Source organism: Metabacillus sp. KH_069, from assembly GCF_057838075.1.
Genome location: NZ_CM174460.1, coordinates 1 through 19,574, shown reverse-complemented (window position 1 = coordinate 19,574; position 19,574 = coordinate 1). Strand labels below are relative to the sequence as shown.

The window sequence follows — 19,574 nt, the reverse complement described above, 5'->3', positions numbered from 1 at the left end:
AAAGGGGAGCTGCAAGATGATGAAAACAGCCGTCTGGAACCAGTTAAAATCATATCAATCAACAGAAACGGTCCAAAAATTCCTGGAAAAATGTTATAAAAAAAATCAGCAGCCTTCACCTGCCGAATTATCCTATCAAAACAGCTACCCTTTTGTTTACCACCTAAAGCATGCTGAAAATTTTTATCTTTCATCTGCAAGTGCCGCACTGCCCGTACAGCCAATGCTCCTGTTCTACGGAATGTCACAGCTTATGAAAGCATGTATTTTAACTTTAGATCCTGAATATCCAGCAACTTCATCCGTGCTTGCACATGGAGTCTCAACAAGAAAACGGAAAAAGCAGCAATACCGCTTTTTGCAGGATGAAGTAAAGATACAAAGAAATGGTTTGTTTGCTCACGCAGCGTCTCATTTATTTAAGCTTGAACATGTAGAAAATGATAAGTACTCTATGCAGGAGCTTTTAAAAAGAATACCTGAACTGAGCGATTTATTCAGCAGACATAAAGAGAAAAACGTTCATATTGCATCCCGATATGAAACCAAGCAAATACATATTCCTGTTGAAGCGGCAGCCTCTTATCATATGACACCGGAAAGGCTGCTTGAATACCTGAATTATCATTTTCAATTAAGCGGAGAAAGCTGTTCTGATTACAACATCACATGTCATCTGCCAGATCGCTTCAGCGCTTTCTACAGTCTGCCATTTCTGTACAATGGACAAACAGACGATTATACCTTGCCTGCATCTTTGAACGATCTTAATGGATTGCCTGAATTTATGGCTCATTACTTATTGCTGTATAACTTAAGCATGATCTCAAGATATGAAACCGAGTGGTGGTACGAACTGATGCTAAGCCATTCACAGGACGATTATGTATTCATCGTTCGTTTTCTTGAAGTCACGAAAGAGAAAATACCTCTGTTTGCGCTTGCGTTTTTGAATGAATTGTGGGGAAAAGGGTAAGTGCGTGTTAAGTACTGCTGCACTGGATAGTTCATATCCGTTTGCGGAGAGTATGCTTGTGCAGTTCTTTAAAATAAGCACTTTTTCTGCTTTTTAAAAGAATTGATTTGCCGGGGGCAGTTAGAAATAGAGCCATCTTCCCCAGCTCCATACAAAAAAAGAACAGCATCTCTGCTGTTCTCCTTTATGCGTGCCTGGCAACGTCCTACTCTCACAGGGGGAAACCCCCAACTACCATCGGCGCTAAAGAGCTTAACTTCCGTGTTCGGCATGGGAACGGGTGTGACCTCTTTGCCATCATCACCAGACAATATGCAATTGAAGAAAGAATGTTATTCTTTCAAAACTAAATAACGTTTGATAACAAGATTCACTTAAATGTTACACTTTATTAGACTGTGGTTAAGTCCTCGAACGATTAGTATCTGTCAGCTCCACACGTCACCGCGCTTCCACCTCAGACCTATCAACCTGATCATCTTTCAGGGTTCTTACTCACTTACGTGATGGGAAATCTCATCTTGAGGGGGGCTTCATGCTTAGATGCTTTCAGCACTTATCCCTTCCGCACATAGCTACCCAGCGATGCCTTTGGCAAGACAACTGGTACACCAGCGGTGCGTCCATCCCGGTCCTCTCGTACTAAGGACAGCTCCTCTCAAATTTCCTGCGCCCACGACGGATAGGGACCGAACTGTCTCACGACGTTCTGAACCCAGCTCGCGTACCGCTTTAATGGGCGAACAGCCCAACCCTTGGGACCGACTACAGCCCCAGGATGCGATGAGCCGACATCGAGGTGCCAAACCTCCCCGTCGATGTGGACTCTTGGGGGAGATAAGCCTGTTATCCCCGGGGTAGCTTTTATCCGTTGAGCGATGGCCCTTCCATGCGGAACCACCGGATCACTAAGCCCGACTTTCGTCCCTGCTCGACTTGTAGGTCTCGCAGTCAAGCTCCCTTGTGCCTTTACACTCTGCGAATGATTTCCAACCATTCTGAGGGAACCTTTGGGCGCCTCCGTTACATTTTAGGAGGCGACCGCCCCAGTCAAACTGCCCACCTGACACTGTCTCCCAGCCCGATCAGGGCTGTGGGTTAGAATTTCAATACAGCAAGGGTAGTATCCCACCAATGCCTCCACCGAAGCTGGCGCTCCGGCTTCCAAGGCTCCTACCTATCCTGTACAAGCTGTACCAAAATTCAATATCAGGCTACAGTAAAGCTCCACGGGGTCTTTCCGTCCTGTCGCGGGTAACCTGCATCTTCACAGGTACTATAATTTCACCGAGTCTCTCGTTGAGACAGTGCCCAGATCGTTACGCCTTTCGTGCGGGTCGGAACTTACCCGACAAGGAATTTCGCTACCTTAGGACCGTTATAGTTACGGCCGCCGTTTACTGGGGCTTCGGTTCAAAGCTTCGCTTGCGCTAACCTCTCCCCTTAACCTTCCAGCACCGGGCAGGCGTCAGCCCCTATACTTCGCCTTGCGGCTTCGCAGAGACCTGTGTTTTTGCTAAACAGTCGCCTGGGCCTATTCACTGCGGCTTTTCAGGGCTATGAACCCTAAAAAGCACCCCTTCTCCCGAAGTTACGGGGTCATTTTGCCGAGTTCCTTAACGAGAGTTCTCTCGCTCACCTTAGGATTCTCTCCTCGCCTACCTGTGTCGGTTTGCGGTACGGGCACCTCTCACCTCGCTAGAGGCTTTTCTTGGCAGTGTGGAATCAGGAACTTCGGTACTAAATTTCCCTCGCCATCACAGCTCAGCCTTATATGAGAAGCGGATTTGCCTACTTCTCAGCCTAACTGCTTGGACGCGCATATCCAACAGCGCGCTTGCCCTATCCTCCTGCGTCCCCCCATTGCTCAAATGGTGAGGAGGTGGTACAGGAATATCAACCTGTTGTCCATCGCCTACGCCTTTCGGCCTCGGCTTAGGTCCCGACTAACCCTGAGCGGACGAGCCTTCCTCAGGAAACCTTAGGCATTCGGTGGAGGGGATTCTCACCCCTCTTTCGCTACTCATACCGGCATTCTCACTTCTAAGCGCTCCACCAGTCCTTACGGTCTAGCTTCAACGCCCTTAGAACGCTCTCCTACCACTGTTCGTAAGAACAGTCCACAGCTTCGGTGATACGTTTAGCCCCGGTACATTTTCGGCGCAGAGTCACTCGACCAGTGAGCTATTACGCACTCTTTAAATGGTGGCTGCTTCTAAGCCAACATCCTGGTTGTCTAAGCAACTCCACATCCTTTTCCACTTAACGTATACTTTGGGACCTTAGCTGGTGGTCTGGGCTGTTTCCCTCTTGACTACGGATCTTATCACTCGCAGTCTGACTCCCAAGGAGCGAGTCTTTGGCATTCGGAGTTTGACTGAATTCGGTAACCCGATGAGGGCCCCTAGTCCAATCAGTGCTCTACCTCCAAGACTCTCATACTTGAGGCTAGCCCTAAAGCTATTTCGGAGAGAACCAGCTATCTCCAGGTTCGATTGGAATTTCTCCGCTACCCACACCTCATCCCCGCACTTTTCAACGTGCGTGGGTTCGGGCCTCCATTCAGTGTTACCTGAACTTCACCCTGGACATGGGTAGATCACCTGGTTTCGGGTCTACGACCACGTACTAAAACGCCCTATTCAGACTCGCTTTCGCTGCGGCTCCGTCTCATCAACTTAACCTTGCACGGGATCGTAACTCGCCGGTTCATTCTACAAAAGGCACGCCATCACCCATTAACGGGCTCTGACTACTTGTAAGCACACGGTTTCAGGATCTTTTCACTCCCCTTCCGGGGTGCTTTTCACCTTTCCCTCACGGTACTGGTTCACTATCGGTCACTAGGGAGTATTTAGCCTTGGGAGATGGTCCTCCCTGCTTCCGACGGGATTTCTCGTGTCCCGCCGTACTCAGGATCCACTCTGGAGGGAACGAAGTTTCGACTACAGGGTTTTTACCTTCTCTGACGGACCTTTCCAGGTCGCTTCATCTACCCCGTTCCTTTGTAACTCCGTATAGAGTGTCCTACAACCCCAAGAGGCAAGCCTCTTGGTTTGGGCTAATTCCGTTTCGCTCGCCGCTACTTGGGAAATCGCGTTTGCTTTCTCTTCCTCCGGGTACTTAGATGTTTCAGTTCCCCGGGTCTGCCTTCAATATCCTATGTATTCAGATAAAGATACTGTTCCATTACGAACAGTGGGTTTCCCCATTCGGAAATCTCTGGATCAAAGCTTACTTACAGCTCCCCAAAGCATATCGGTGTTAGTCCCGTCCTTCATCGGCTCCTAGTGCCAAGGCATCCACCGTGCGCCCTTCATAACTTAACCTAAATGGTCAGCCGCATCATTAGATGCGTTTCGCATTTCGTTGTTTGTTCAGACATAAATGTCTGGAAAATCACTAATTATGGTAAGCGTAAATCTCAGTGAATTACTTGTTATCAATTACGTTATCTAGTTTTCAAAGAACAACTTCTTGGTGGAGCCTAGCGGGATCGAACCGCTGACCTCCTGCGTGCAAGGCAGGCGCTCTCCCAGCTGAGCTAAGGCCCCATATGAATTTAAGAGATGGTGGGCCTAAATGGACTCGAACCATCGACCTCACGCTTATCAGGCGTGCGCTCTAACCAGCTGAGCTATAGGCCCATCTCATAAGAATGAATAAAAGAATGTTTGTGACGTACAAAAAAGTACGCGCAAATGTTTCTTCGCTTACTCTAAGGTAAACTCACTATTCATTTAGAGGGAACAAAGTTCTCTCAAAACTAAACAAAAACCAAAAGCGTCCTCATATATTCCTTAGAAAGGAGGTGATCCAGCCGCACCTTCCGATACGGCTACCTTGTTACGACTTCACCCCAATCATCTACCCCACCTTAGGCGGCTGGCTCCTTGCGGTTACCCCACCGACTTCGGGTGTTGCAAACTCTCGTGGTGTGACGGGCGGTGTGTACAAGGCCCGGGAACGTATTCACCGCGGCATGCTGATCCGCGATTACTAGCGATTCCAGCTTCATGCAGGCGAGTTGCAGCCTGCAATCCGAACTGAGAATGGTTTTATGGGATTGGCTAAACCTCGCGGTCTCGCAGCCCTTTGTACCATCCATTGTAGCACGTGTGTAGCCCAGGTCATAAGGGGCATGATGATTTGACGTCATCCCCACCTTCCTCCGGTTTGTCACCGGCAGTCACCTTAGAGTGCCCAACTGAATGCTGGCAACTAAGATCAAGGGTTGCGCTCGTTGCGGGACTTAACCCAACATCTCACGACACGAGCTGACGACAACCATGCACCACCTGTCACTTTGTCCCCCGAAGGGGAACCTTCTATCTCTAGAAGTGGCAAAGGATGTCAAGACCTGGTAAGGTTCTTCGCGTTGCTTCGAATTAAACCACATGCTCCACCGCTTGTGCGGGCCCCCGTCAATTCCTTTGAGTTTCAGTCTTGCGACCGTACTCCCCAGGCGGAGTGCTTAATGCGTTAGCTGCAGCACTAAAGGGCGGAAACCCTCTAACACTTAGCACTCATCGTTTACGGCGTGGACTACCAGGGTATCTAATCCTGTTCGCTCCCCACGCTTTCGCGCCTCAGCGTCAGTTACAGACCAGAGAGTCGCCTTCGCCACTGGTGTTCCTCCACATCTCTACGCATTTCACCGCTACACGTGGAATTCCACTCTCCTCTTCTGCACTCAAGTTTCCCAGTTTCCAATGACCCTCCCCGGTTGAGCCGGGGGCTTTCACATCAGACTTAAGAAACCGCCTGCGCGCGCTTTACGCCCAATAATTCCGGACAACGCTTGCCACCTACGTATTACCGCGGCTGCTGGCACGTAGTTAGCCGTGGCTTTCTGGTTAGGTACCGTCAAGGTGCGAGCAGTTACTCTCGCACTTGTTCTTCCCTAACAACAGAGTTTTACGATCCGAAAACCTTCATCACTCACGCGGCGTTGCTCCGTCAGACTTTCGTCCATTGCGGAAGATTCCCTACTGCTGCCTCCCGTAGGAGTCTGGGCCGTGTCTCAGTCCCAGTGTGGCCGATCACCCTCTCAGGTCGGCTACGCATCGTTGCCTTGGTGAGCCATTACCTCACCAACTAGCTAATGCGCCGCGGGCCCATCTGTAAGTGACAGCCGAAACCGTCTTTCCAACTTGAACCATGCGGTTCAAGATACTATCCGGTATTAGCTCCGGTTTCCCGGAGTTATCCCAGTCTTACAGGCAGGTTGCCCACGTGTTACTCACCCGTCCGCCGCTAACCTGCTGGAGCAAGCTCCAGCAAGTCCGCTCGACTTGCATGTATTAGGCACGCCGCCAGCGTTCGTCCTGAGCCAGGATCAAACTCTCCGAAGAAAATTTGTGACTCAATTTGTTGCTGACTTCAAAAATTTAAAACGTTTGGTACGCTTTTGGTTTTGTTTAGTTTTCAAAGAACTTTTTGTGTCACATTCTCTCGAAGCGACCCTTTCAATATACCATTTCTACCGAGTTTGTGTCAATCATTTTTTAAAAAATAATTTTCTTTAACTGCTTTATGTAGAAGGTTTCTTACTGACTTATAGAATTATATCAGCACCTATTAAAATAAGCAATAAGAAAAGAGCAAAAAGTTTGCTCTTAAATGATTTCTTCTATAAAAAGGTGACTTTGTCCTTTAAGTGCAAGAATTTCCTCAGTTTCTTCTATTTTTACAAGAGGTCTGGTCGGATCTTGATCTTCTATAAATACGATCTCTGCTATTCTGCCGTCTGACAATCTGACAGTTGTTCCTGAACTTAGTTTTAGTAACCCCTTCTTCAATTCGTTCAGTGCCTTCAGATCAAATTTCCCAAACTCATCTTGCATGAGCTGTTCTAAGACTTTAAAAGGCGATTGTTTGCTTCTGTGCAGCCTTTCGGAGACCATCGCCTGATATGCATGAGCGAGAGCCGCTATTTTGCCGAAGGGATGAAGCTGATCAGCCTTTGCTCCTAATGGGTACCCGCTCCCGTCAAGGCGCTCATGATGCTGCAAAACTCCCAGCTTAACAGCCTCTTTTAACGAAACGATATTTTTCAGCATTTTGTAGCTGTGAACAGGATGCTGCTTGATTTCTTTAAACTCTTTGTCTGTTAGAGCTGTCTTTTTAGTCAGAAACCCCTGCTGCTCTACTTTTGTTATGCCGCAGTCACACAGCAGACCCGTCATAGCAACCTGAATCGTATCTCCATAGGAAAAGCCCATACTCTTTCCTAAATAAGCGCTTACTAACCCTGCAGATACTGAGTGGTGGTAAAGATGATCTTCATCTTTTGTATATTTGTAGGTTTTCAATATTTTATCAGGTTCTTTCAGTCCCTGCTCAACAACAGGAATTAATAGATTTCTGATTTTTGAGATATCAACCAATGCGCCGGATTGCCAGTCTAGATACAATTGCTTAAAGGCTTGCACAGCATTTTTATACAGTCCTTCAAAATGGGTGCTCTGATTTGAATTTGTTATTTTTTCAACTGCAGAAGAATCAAGGATTTCCCCAGCAGGTTTATAGGCATTTCCATTTTCAAAGAATGGCTCTACTTCTACTTCATTTATTAAAAAAGCCTGCAGAATTTGCAGAAGATCTTGATTTAAGATGGTTTGGCTGCGCATCAAAGGTTTGTGCGACATTGAAAATACGTCTTTTGACAGTATGCATCCTTCAGACAGCTGATTAATATGGACTCTCACATGAATCCCTCCCATCCATATTATAAACGATTCCATTTAGTAGAAAATGGTTTTTTAAAATAAAAAAAGACATAGCTTAAAGGCTATGTCTTTCATTTGCTTATTCTTCTGTATCCGGTTCACCAGAGGAGTCTTCTACAGAGTCTTCTTCAGTTGAGATTGGTTCTGCAGATGAATCTTCCTTTAATCCTTCTTCATTCTCCAAAAGCTCGGCATCTTCCGGTTCGAGCTCTTCTTTTTCTACAACAGCGACTGTAGCAACGTGTTCTTCATCGCCAAGTTTAATCAGCTTAACACCCTGTGTGTTACGGCCGGTTGTCGAAATACTGTCGATCGCCATCCGGATAAGAACACCGCTTGCTGTAATCAGCATGAGATCCTCTTCTCCTGTAGAAGGCTTAACAGAAATCACTGTGCCATTTTTTTCCGTGACGTTACATGTTTTAATCCCTTTACCGCCGCGGCTTTGAATCCGGTATTCAGCTGCAGGCGTGCGTTTGCCGAATCCATTGCGTGTTACTACAAGGACATCGACATCTTCTTCAAGGATTTCCATTCCGACAACTTCGTCATCAGAATCCAGGGTAATCCCCTTAACACCAGTTGCTGTACGTCCCATTGAGCGGACATCTGTTTCAGGGAAACGAATGAGCATTCCTTTTTTCGTTCCAATCATGATGTGTTTCGTTCCATCTGTTAAACGGACAGAAATAAGTTCATCGTTTTCACGCAGGTTCACTGCGATCAAGCCGCCTTTTCTGATGTTCGCGAATTGTGTCAAAGGAGAACGTTTAGATATTCCTTCTTTTGTTGTGAAGAATAATGACCAATCGTCAACGAATTCAGAAACAGGGATGATGGCATTCACCCATTCGCCTTTTTCTATTTCCAGAAGGTTAATAATCGGAAGTCCTTTAGCTGTTCTTCCGTACTCTGGAATTTCATACCCTTTTGCACGGTAAACCTTCCCTTTATTCGTAAAGAAAAGAATCGTGTCATGAGTAGATGTTGTTAGAAGGTGTTCTACGAAATCATCCTCATTCGTACCCATACCCTGAATCCCTCTGCCTCCGCGGCGCTGGCTGCGGTACGTTGAAATTGGCAGTCTTTTAATATAGCCGTTGTGAGTAAGAGTAATAACGATATTTTCAACAGGGATCAGATCTTCATCTTCGATCATTTCAATTCCGCCCGACACAATTTCCGTACGGCGAACATCATTGAAACGCTCCTTGATTTCTTCTAATTCCTCGCGGATAATTTCAAGAACTTTTTCATCGTCAGCCAAGATTGCTTTTAATTCCGCAATCAGCTGCACAAGCCCCTGGTACTCTTCTTCGATTTTCTCTCTTTCAAGTCCTGTTAAACGCTGCAGACGCATATCAAGAATCGCCTGTGCCTGTTTTTCAGATAGAGAGAAGTTATCCATCAAGCCTTGACGCGCAATATCCGTTGTCTGAGAGCTGCGGATCAGGGAGATGACTTCATCCAAGTGATCAAGTGCAATTCTCAAACCTTCTAAAATATGTGCGCGTGCTTCCGCTTTGCGAAGTTCAAACGCTGTACGGCGGCGGATAATAATCTTCTGATGATCCAGATAGTAGACCAGGAACTGTTTAAGGTTCAATACTTGAGGCTGTCCATTTACAAGGGCAAGCATATTGATGCCGAAGCTTGTCTGAAGGGCAGTCTGTTTGTATAGATTGTTTAATAGAACATTTGAATTGGCATCTTTGCGCACTTCAATGACGATGCGCATTCCGTTGCGGTCTGATTCATCCCGCAGATCGGTGATGCCCTCAATCTTCTTGTCACGCACAAGCTCAGCAATTTTTTCAATTAACTTCGCTTTATTTACCTGGTAAGGAAGTTCTCTTACGATGATTACTTCTTTACCTGATGCTTTTTCTTCGATTTCTACCTTAGCGCGGATTGTAATAGAACCTCGCCCTGTTTCGTAGGCTTTGCGAATCCCGCTTCTGCCGATAATCTGACCAGCTGTCGGGAAATCCGGCCCTGGAATGATCTCCATCAGCTCAGGAATGCTTACATCCGGGTCCTTGCTTACAGCCAGTACCCCGTCTATGACTTCTCCCAGCTGATGAGGAGGGATATTTGTTGCCATGCCGACTGCGATACCCGCCGCACCGTTTACCAGCAAGTTAGGGTAACGGGAAGGAAGAACAACCGGTTCACGTTCCGAACCGTCATAGTTGTCCTGATAGTCGATAGTATCTTTATTGATATCGCGGATAAGCTCCATCGCAATTTTGGACATGCGCGCCTCTGTATAACGCATCGCTGCAGCTCCGTCGCCATCGACAGAACCGAAGTTTCCATGTCCATCTACAAGCATATACCGGAAGTTGAAATTTTGAGCCATGCGGACCATTGAATCATAAACGGCACTGTCACCATGCGGGTGATACTTACCGATTACTTCTCCGACGATACGGGCAGATTTCTTAAACGGTTTATCAGATGTCATCCCTAAATCGTTCATTGCATATAAAATACGGCGATGAACAGGCTTTAACCCGTCACGAACATCGGGAAGCGCACGCGAAACGATAACACTCATCGCATAATCCAGGAAAGATGAGCGCATTTCATGACTAATATTTATCTCTTTTACTTGAGGAGTTTTATTTTCTTCCATGTTTGAACCTCCCTAATCTATATAGCTCCAACCAGAAAAGCGGAAGCGCCAAGGCCCGTTTTGACCGGGAATACAGGCGCCGGAGCTTGCCAAAGATGTACATATATTTAAACTTTCTAATCTCATAAAAAAAACGGGAGTTAAAGGTCTCCGGAAACTTTGGATCTTATAAATCTTTGTTGATAAAATATCAAACTGATTATGTATGGCTGTATAAAATTAAATAATAGCCTACTCTCCATTATATCAATAAACCTATGACATTACACGTCAAATTCAGATAAAAATGCGATTCAGCTAAAGAATCCCCGCCTATTGAGGCAGGGATTCTAGTTTTGCGATTCTTTTAATTCCGTATAGATAACCAATCTTTTGTCATGTGTGCGTTCTTGATTAAATGTGCCGGTTTATGTAATGAAGTTAAGTTTGCTTGTTTATGCATAGTGAAAAATTTTGTCAACCGGGGCATTTTTCCGGGGGTGATAAAGAGGCTGAAGAAGCTGTGTCGCCTGCCTCAGCTGTGCTGAGACCCGTCTCGTCTTATCTCCTTCTTTTTCATCCAGCTGTCCTGAAGCTGTACAGGCTGAAAGAATAAGACTGAATAAAAGAAGAGTTTCTATCTATCTCATTAGATGATTTTCTCCTCTCTTACTGAAATTCGGGAAGAAAAAAGGAGGACATCTCTGTCCCCCGTTTCATCCTTCTTAGTTATTGACAGATTTACGGCGAGCGATCATCGCAATCGAAACTGAAGCCAGGATAAATCCAAAAACGCTCCATAAGATTGCACTGTTGTTTGTTTCGCTCATGCCCCCCAAGCCTGTTTTAGGCATTTCAGATGGTTTTTCACCTTCAATTTTTTCAGGGAACTGATCAACAATCGCAGATGACATTGCCTGGCCTACTCCAAACATATGCGTGTATGCCACGTGAATATTTTCATAAGCTGCAGGATAATCTTTGCCTGTATAGCTGTTGAATGCATTCAGCAATTGATCAACATGCTCCTTAAGGCCCGCCTCAAGGTCAGCCGCTTTTAAGCGTCCTTCTGTTGCTGTATCAAGGAATGCTGCTTGTTCTGCACGGTATTCATCTAATTCCGCTTCAGCCTGTTTTTTCCCTTCTTCGTTGTTTTCAGCTGTTGCTGTTACATAATCTACAAAGTATCCGATGTGGCTGCTCCATATTTCTTTAAATTGTGCAGCACCTTCAGCCCCGTAAACAGATTCAACTGCTGCTGTTAAATCATCTGTATTTTCATTTAATGCTCCTGCTGCTGCTTCGAAGTCTTTTGCTCCGTCAATTCCTTTTTGCATAGTTAGTGCTGCAAGTGCTGCATGCTCAGAGAATGCTTGGTTTAAATTTGCTCTCAAGTCTGCAGCTGGTGTATCCACTGATGTATTTTCAAATTTATCTGGGTACTGATCGGTAATCGCCCATGATAATCCTTTGCCGACTCCGAACATATGGTGCATAGATTCTGTGATGTTGTCATATGCTTTATCATATTCGCCCGTTCTGTAGCTTTCGAAAGCCCAGATTAATTGATCAATATGAACTTTTAATCCTTCTTCAAGATCTTTCGCTTTTAAACGTCCTTCAGTTGCCGTATCAAGGAAGCCTGCTTGCTCAACTCTGTACTCGTCCAGTTCAGCTAATGACTGTTTTTTTCCTTCTTCATTGTTTTCAGCAGTTGCTGTTACATAATCTACAAAGTATCCAATATGGCTGCTCCATATATCTTTAAATTGCGCTCCAGCTTCTTCACCGTAAACAGATGCCACTGCTGCTGATAATTCTTCTGTGTTTTTATTAAGCTGGCCCGCTGCTGCTTCAAAATCCTCTTTGCCGTCAATTCCTTTTTGCATAGCAACAACTGCTAAGTATGCATGTTCTGAGAGGATCGCATCAAGTGATGCACGAAGATCGATAGCAGGGTTAGAAACGTCTGATGAAACCATACCGCCGTGATTGCCTCCATGACCTCCGCCGTGATCTTCAGCGCTCGCTGTGCCAAATGCCGGAATCAGCAGGGAAAAACTGAGGGGTACCGCAATTAGGGCTTTTTTCATCTTCATTTTAAATTCTCTCCTTTTTCCATTTAGTTTATTGGGTATTTACACTTGGACTAACGGAGAGAGTTTTTATATGGATCACATACTATTAAAAATTTTTGAATTTAAAAAGAAAAAACATCCTTTTCGGATGTTTTTCGGCTGATATTAGTAATATGGATAGTACGGATATGGATACGGCGGATAATACGGATACGGATAACCATAGCCATAGCCATATCCAGGTGTTAATAATGCTCCTGTTGCAAGCCCTCCCAAAAATCCAGTTGCAAACGGAAAACCAAATCCAGGTCTCCCAAAACCAAAACCTGGTCTTCCAAAACCAAATCCAGGTCTGCCGAATCCGAATCCCGGTCTGCCGAATGGACGCCGCATGTCATCTTGATGATAAAACTGCTGATTATTCATCTTTACGCCTCCTGCTTAGATAAATTGCCTACTTACTTTAAAAAGATATGCAGGACGAGTTTAAAAGTAGTGGGCTACTTGTGAATTAATAAGCTTGGAGAAAAAGAAAAGGCAAAGCAGTTTTTCTGCTTTGCCTTTTCTTTATGAGTAACTCTGGATTCTTAAATATCCAGATTCTTTACGTATTGTGCATTTCCTTCGATGAAGTTTCGGCGCGGCTCTACTTTGTCACCCATAAGGATGTCAAACGTTTCGTCAGCTTCCATCGCATCTTCTAACGTTACTTGAAGGAATGTTCTTGTATTCGGATCCATCGTTGTTTCCCAAAGCTGCTCAGGGTTCATTTCCCCAAGACCTTTGTAGCGCTGGATGCCCGGTTTTGGAGTAGCCGGCAGTTCCGCCATCAGCTTCTCCATTTCTCTGTCATTGTACGCATATTCAATTCGTTTACCCTGCTGCACTTTATATAAAGGCGGCTGCGCAATGTAGACAAATCCATTTTCAATGATTTGTCGCATATAGCGGTAAAAGAATGTAAGCAGAAGGGTCCGGATATGGGCTCCATCCACGTCAGCATCTGTCATGATGATAATTTTATGATAACGGGCCTTTGAAATATCAAAATCCTCTGCAATCCCTGTTCCGAGAGCGGTAATGATCGTGCGGATCTCGTTATTGGAAAGAATTTTATCCAGACGGGCTTTTTCAACGTTGATGATTTTCCCTCTAAGCGGAAGGATTGCCTGGAAATGACGGTCGCGGCCTTGTTTAGCAGAACCTCCGGCAGAGTCACCCTCAACCACATACAATTCAGAAATAGAAGGGTCTTTAGATGAACAGTCCGCAAGTTTTCCGGGCAGATTTGAAATTTCAAGCGCACTTTTGCGTCGTGTTAATTCACGCGCTTTTTTCGCTGCAAGACGTGCTCTAGAAGCCATTAATCCTTTTTCAAGGATTTTCTTGGCCGTTGAAGGGTTTTCCAGCAAAAACTTCTCAAATCCTTCTGCGAAAAGGTTATCAGTAACAGTTCTCGTTTCAGAGTTGCCTAATTTTGTTTTGGTTTGTCCTTCAAACTGCGGATCAGGATGTTTAACAGAGATAATCGCTGTTATCCCTTCACGCACATCATCACCAGTCAAGTTGGCATCACTCTCTTTAAATGCACCATTTTTACGGGCATAGTCATTAATGACTCGAGTGAGGGCTGTTTTAAATCCAGCTTCATGAGTTCCGCCTTCATACGTATGAATGTTATTGGCAAAAGAATAGATATTGCTTGTATAAGAATCATTGTATTGCAGGGCAACCTCAACTGTAATGCCGTCCTTTTCGCCTTCCATGTAGACAGGCTCTTCATGAATGACTTCACGCGTGCGGTTTAAATGCTCGACATAGGATTTAATTCCGCCTTCGTACAAGTATTCCTTTTTGCGTTTGTTTTCGCGTTTATCTTCAATCGTGATTTTAATATTCCGATTCAAGAAAGCAAGCTCTCTTAACCGATTTGCAAGCGTATCAAAATCATATTCAACCGTTTCAGTAAAGATTTCCGGATCCGGACAGAAGTGAGTTGTCGTCCCTGTCAGTTCACTTTCTCCAATGACTTCCAAATCACCAGCAGGCACTCCGCGCTCAAACTTCTGATAATGGATTTTCCCTTCACGGTAAACAGTAACCTCAAGGACAGTCGAAAGCGCGTTAACTACTGATGCACCTACACCATGCAGTCCGCCGGATACTTTGTATCCTCCGCCGCCGAATTTTCCTCCGGCATGGAGAACGGTCATGATGACCTCAACGGCAGGACGTCCCATTTTTTCATGAATCCCTACTGGAATACCGCGTCCATTGTCTTTTACGGTAATGCTGTTATCTTCTTCAACAATAATGTTGATTTCATCACAGTAACCAGCAAGGGCTTCGTCAATACTGTTATCAACAATTTCCCAAACGAGATGGTGAAGACCTTTTGCTGCTGTTGATCCAATATACATCCCAGGACGTTTCCGGACAGCCTCTAAGCCTTCTAATACTTGTATTTGGTTTTCATCATAAGTTTGCTGTTCGATTTGTTTTTGTTCCATCGCCACTATGATCACCTACACTTTTCTTAAGGGCTTATTAAGAATGATTTTTGAATGGTTCATCCGCAACCATATCTATGTCAAATGTGAATTTTGCGCGTTTTTTCAACGTGCCTGATGCAAGAGGGGAAAAATAGATTTTATCTGTGGTTACAACAATTGATTTTGTCTCTCCGCTCGCAAGCTTGACTGTATGATTCTGATGTTTTTCTAAAAACTCACTGACAATGCCGGATGTTTTTGAAGAATGATGATCAATAATCATGACAACTTCCTTTGAGGGAATCACAAAATTATCTCCCAGGTGAATATACAAGAAAAACCACCTCTTTTCAGCGTGTCAGCCTGCCTTTTGAAACACGGTATGTCGTTGCTTCTTTCAGCGTCTGATGGTCAATGCCTTCAACACTTGTTGTTGTAACAAATGTCTGCACTTTCCCTTGAATCGTATTCAATAAATGAGATTGTCTGTAATCGTCGAGTTCTGATAAAACATCATCAAGCAGCAAAATCGGGTATTCTCCAATTTCCTCATGGATCAATTCGATTTCTGCAAGCTTCAGCGATAGTGCGGTCGTCCGCTGCTGTCCCTGGGAACCGAATGTCTGCACATCACGCCCATTTACAAAAAATAAGAGATCATCTCTGTGTGGACCTGCAAGGGTTGCGCCGCGCTCAATTTCTCTATCTTTTATTTTATCAAACTTCTCTTCATATGCTTCTATCATTTTCGACAAACTTGCCTCTTCTGATACATCGACAGATGCTTTATACTCAATTGTTAACGTTTCAAGCCCTCTGCTTATGCCTGTATGAATCGGCTGGGCCCACTTTTGCAGTTTCTCTATGAACTCAATCCGTTTTAAAATGACCTTTGCGGCAGACTCTGCAAGCTGTGAAGTAAGGACATCAAGCATCGTTCGATCCGTCTGTTTGCGCATCTGCATCTGCTTTAAATACTGATTCCTCTGCAGCATAATTTTTTGAAATCTATTTAAATCATGAAGATAGACAGGTGACACCTGTCCGATTTCCATATCAATAAAACGCCTTCTGATTTGAGGGCTTCCCTTTACGAGATTGAGATCCTCGGGTGCAAACATAATGACATTCATTGCCCCTACATACTGGCTTAATTTCTGCTGTTCAATATGATTCAGCTTCGCTTTTTTCCCTTTTTTCGAGACAACGAGCTGCATGGCGACTGAGCCGCTGTACTTTTCTACTCTGCCTTCTATTTTAGCATATTCCTTGTCCCAATAGATAAGATCTTTGTCATTTGAGGTGCGATGGGACTTTGCCATGGCTAATACATAGATGGCTTCCATCACATTTGTCTTGCCTTGGGCATTCTCCCCTAAAATAACATTGACCTTATTTTCAAACTCTACGGTCAGTTCTTCATAGTTCCTGTAATTCCGCAGCGTTAATTCTTTGATAAACAAATCCGTTCACCAACTTTAGTTTTTGCTCTTTTTGCAAAGAGAGTGATCATTCTATATATGAATGGCCTGCAAGCCTTAGTTTTTCACGATAAAAGAGCCAAAGTCCGGAATTTCAACCGTATCATCAGCAAACAATTTTTTTCCCCGGCGGTTTTCAGGCTCGCCATTTACAAAAATCGCATATTCCTGCAAAAACCATTTAGCCATGCCGCCTGATTGAATAACTTCAGCAAGCTTCAGGAACTGTCCAAGTGTAATGTATTCTGTCTCAATTTTCACTGGCTTAATTGACACTGCAGATCGCCTTCTTTCTTTAAGTCTCCAACAGTTAATTTTACTAAACTTATCCATACTTTCACAACACCTATTTAAACCTTTAATCTCTTCACATTTGCCTTGTTCGTTATCAAGAATAACTGTGTCCGTCTCACGTGAACACAAGGTGGGTATAAGGTCCCGCGAAAGGAAAAGAAAAGCTGCCAGCTTGTGCCAGCAGCTTGTTTAATTAATACGTTCTAACAGGAAGAATTAATTGGAGAATGGAATCGTCTTCCGGAGTGCGGATTAAAAACGGTCTCATTGCACCCGTAAAGCTGATTTTAATTTCCGTTCCTTCAAGTGCTTTTAATGCATCCATCATATATTTTGCACTGAATGAGATTTTTAATTCTTCTCCTGTAATCTCCTGAGTCTGAACTTCCTCAATGACTTTTCCGATTTCCGGAGTGTTTGAAGAAACTTCTACAATACCTTCTTCAAGGGTTGAAAACTTTACTACGTTATTTCTTCCTTCTTTTGCAAGAAGTGATGCCCGGTCGATGGCCTGAAGAAATTCTTTTGTATTAAGGACCATATCTGTTTTGCTCTCAGCAGGAATAAGTCTTGTTGTATCCGGGTAGTTTCCGTCCAATAATCTTGAGAAGAAAAGTAAATTTTCAGCTTTAAAAAGAACTTGGCTTTCTGTAATCACTATTTCAATTTCATCACTTGTGTCTGCAAGAATCTTGCTTAATTCATTTAAGCTTTTTCCCGGAATAACGACATTATAAGAGCTGTCTGTCTCTGTTTCGATTTTTGCTTTGCGGAGCGCCAATCGGTGACTGTCTGTTGCAATACAGATTAACTCTCTATTTTCAAGCTTCCAGTTGACCCCTGTCAAAATAGGACGCGTTTCTGAAGTTGAGACGGAGAATACCGTTTGGCGGATCATTGTTTTTAAAAGATCTGTCGGCACTCTAAAACTATTATGTTCTTCTACTTGCGGCAAATGAGGATACTCTTCTGCATCAAGCCCGTTAAGGTTAAATTCTGCTTTGCCTGAGCGGATGACGGTCATATGGTGGCCAAGAACTTCTATTTCTACCGATTCCTTCGGAAGTTTTTTAACGATTTCACTAAAAAAACGAGCCTGGAGAACAATGCTTCCAGTTTGTTTGATTTCAACGATTTCTTTGCCGTTTTCTTCAGTTGGGATAAACGATTCAATAGAGATGTCAGAATCACTTCCTGTAAGTGTGACACCTTCTTCTGTTGCAACAATTTTAATTCCTGTCAAAATCGGGATGGTTGTTCTTGAAGATACGGCTTTCATCACGTCTTGAACACTTTGAACTAACCGATCTTTTTGGATGACAAATTTCATTTAGGGAAATCCTCCTTTTTTTCGTATGGGAGCATATTTCTTTGAGCCACTTAATATATATATTATTTAAAGAAAAAATAGTAGAAGTACTAGTAGGGCCTGTGGAAATGTGTATAACTCTGTTGACGAAAGGAAACACAGCCTATCCACCTGTGGACAGACTGTGTATGAATCGTGCTTGGTTATTCACATTATCCATATTAATTTTTATAAGTGCAAGCTTTTTTAAGAGCCCTTCAGCATGCTTTCGATCTCTTTTAGCTGTTTAACAAGCTGATCATCAGCCTGAAGCAGCTTAGAAATTTTTTCATGGGCATGAATAACTGTCGTATGATCACGGCCTCCGAATTCTTCGCCAATTTTAGGCAAAGAGGAATCCGTTAATTCTCTTGAAAGATACATGGCAATTTGTCTTGGGAACGCGACTGATTTCGTGCGTTTCTTTGCTTTAAAGTCTTCTAGTTTTACACTGAAATGCTGACCGACCATGCGCTGGATGTCAGCAATCGTGATCATTCTCGGTTTAGAGCTTGGAATAATATCCTTCAGTGCTTCTGCTGCGAGATCGGCATTTATATCCTTATTGATTAAAGATGAATAAGCTACAACTCGAATGAGTGCCCCTTCAAGCTCACGGATATTTGAATCGATTTGATTGGCGATGTAGAGCATAACCTCATTTGGAATATCAAGACCTTCAGCCTTTGCTTTCTTTCTGAGGATGGCAATTCTTGTTTCAAGATCAGGCGGTGTAATATCAGTTATTAAACCCCATTCAAACCTGGAACGAAGACGGTCTTCCAGGGTTGGAATTTCTTTTGGAGGACGGTCGCTTGAGATCACAATTTGCTTGCTTTCTTCATGGAGCGTATTAAACGTATGGAAAAACTCCTCTTGAGTTTGTTCTTTACCTGCAAGAAATTGAATATCATCTATAAGCAGCACGTCGACACTTCGGTATTTATTGCGGAAGTCTTTCGCTTTGTTGTCACGAATACTATTGATAAATTCATTTGTGAACTTTTCTGATGATAAATAAACAACTTTCGCGTTAGGCTTGTGATCAATCACATAATGGCCAATAGCGTGCATTAAATGCGTTTTTCCAAGTCCGACTCCCCCGTAAATGAAAAGCGGATTATACGCCTTCGCGGGTGCTTCGGCTACAGCTAGAGAAGCTGCATGGGCAAAACGGTTTCCTGAACCGATTACGAATGTGTCAAACGTATACTTCGGATTTAGCATATTTTGCGGAAGCTCAATCTGTTCTTCCTCTTTAGTCATCGGCTTTATAGGTGATTTTGGCATAAAATCAGCTTCATTCTGATTTTGGGGAATGATAAATTTTATCAGCAATTCCTCGCCTGTAAGCTCATATATGGTATTGGCAATCAAATGCAGATACCTGGATTCAAGCCAGTCACGCGCAAATTCATTAGGTGCAGTGATTGTTAATGTATCTCCCTTAAGAGCATGGGCTTTAGTGGACTTAAGCCATGTTTCAAAACTGGGCTTGCTCAGCTTTTTTTCAATTTCTGATAAAGCTTTGCTCCATAATTCATCAATATTCTCCAT

At 44.0% G+C, this 19,574-nt stretch carries 11 protein-coding genes, 2 tRNA genes and 3 rRNA genes; 1 reads left to right on the top strand and 15 read right to left on the bottom strand.

From position 1 onward, the window contains the following. The first annotated feature begins 16 nt into the window (after positions 1-16). A complete protein-coding gene (locus AC3ISE_RS00080) occupies positions 17-976 on the top strand; it encodes a YaaC family protein (RefSeq protein ID WP_489222641.1) in 960 nt (319 codons plus the stop codon). 192 nt (positions 977-1,168) lie between these two features. Here AC3ISE_RS00080 and rrf read toward each other — a convergent pair. From rrf to dnaA, 15 genes are all read right to left on the bottom strand, one after another. Continuing rightward, positions 1,169-1,284, bottom strand: a 5S ribosomal RNA gene (rrf, locus tag AC3ISE_RS00075). 90 nt (positions 1,285-1,374) lie between these two features. Next, positions 1,375-4,305, bottom strand: a 23S ribosomal RNA gene (locus AC3ISE_RS00070). Between the two features lie 149 nt (positions 4,306-4,454). Then, a tRNA-Ala gene (locus AC3ISE_RS00065) sits at positions 4,455-4,530 on the bottom strand. Between the two features lie 16 nt (positions 4,531-4,546). Beyond that, a tRNA-Ile gene (locus AC3ISE_RS00060) sits at positions 4,547-4,623 on the bottom strand. Between the two features lie 157 nt (positions 4,624-4,780). Next, positions 4,781-6,330, bottom strand: a 16S ribosomal RNA gene (locus tag AC3ISE_RS00055). The 16S, 23S and 5S rRNA genes sit together here with 2 tRNA genes alongside, the layout of an rRNA operon. A 264-nt stretch (positions 6,331-6,594) precedes the next feature. Further along, entirely contained in the window at positions 6,595-7,686 is a 1,092-nt protein-coding gene (locus AC3ISE_RS00050) for an HD-GYP domain-containing protein (protein ID WP_489222640.1), read from the bottom strand. Between the two features lie 100 nt (positions 7,687-7,786). Further along, complete coding sequence (gene gyrA / locus AC3ISE_RS00045; protein ID WP_489222639.1) at positions 7,787-10,345, bottom strand: DNA gyrase subunit A; 2,559 nt, start codon at positions 10,343-10,345, stop codon at positions 7,787-7,789. A gap of 704 nt (positions 10,346-11,049) precedes the next feature. Beyond that, positions 11,050-12,423 (bottom strand): copper amine oxidase, encoded by a 1,374-nt coding sequence (locus tag AC3ISE_RS00040; RefSeq protein WP_489222638.1) that lies wholly within the window; start codon positions 12,421-12,423, stop codon positions 11,050-11,052. 144 nt (positions 12,424-12,567) lie between these two features. Further along, positions 12,568-12,828 (bottom strand): spore coat protein, encoded by a 261-nt coding sequence (locus AC3ISE_RS00035; protein WP_133313043.1) that lies wholly within the window; start codon positions 12,826-12,828, stop codon positions 12,568-12,570. Positions 12,829-12,989: 161 nt separating this feature from the next. Beyond that, positions 12,990-14,912 (bottom strand): DNA topoisomerase (ATP-hydrolyzing) subunit B, encoded by a 1,923-nt coding sequence (gene gyrB / locus AC3ISE_RS00030; protein ID WP_070878923.1) that lies wholly within the window; start codon positions 14,910-14,912, stop codon positions 12,990-12,992. 37 nt (positions 14,913-14,949) lie between these two features. Beyond that, positions 14,950-15,228 carry an extracellular matrix regulator RemB gene (gene remB, locus AC3ISE_RS00025; protein ID WP_133313039.1) on the bottom strand — a complete coding sequence of 93 codons (279 nt, stop codon included), beginning with the start codon at positions 15,226-15,228 and terminating at the stop codon, positions 14,950-14,952. A 16-nt stretch (positions 15,229-15,244) separates the two neighbouring features. After that, on the bottom strand, positions 15,245-16,357 hold the full coding sequence (gene recF / locus AC3ISE_RS00020; protein ID WP_154318358.1) for a DNA replication/repair protein RecF: 1,113 nt from the start codon (positions 16,355-16,357) through the stop codon (positions 15,245-15,247). 75 nt (positions 16,358-16,432) lie between these two features. Further along, positions 16,433-16,645, bottom strand: coding sequence for a S4 domain-containing protein YaaA (gene yaaA / locus AC3ISE_RS00015; RefSeq protein WP_489224413.1), 213 nt, complete (start codon positions 16,643-16,645; stop codon positions 16,433-16,435). 217 nt (positions 16,646-16,862) lie between these two features. Continuing rightward, positions 16,863-17,999, bottom strand: coding sequence for a DNA polymerase III subunit beta (gene dnaN / locus AC3ISE_RS00010; RefSeq protein ID WP_489222637.1), 1,137 nt, complete (start codon positions 17,997-17,999; stop codon positions 16,863-16,865). A gap of 225 nt (positions 18,000-18,224) precedes the next feature. Then, positions 18,225-19,574: a chromosomal replication initiator protein DnaA gene (gene dnaA / locus AC3ISE_RS00005; RefSeq protein ID WP_070878919.1), complete on the bottom strand. Its 1,350-nt coding sequence runs from the start codon at positions 19,572-19,574 to the stop codon at positions 18,225-18,227.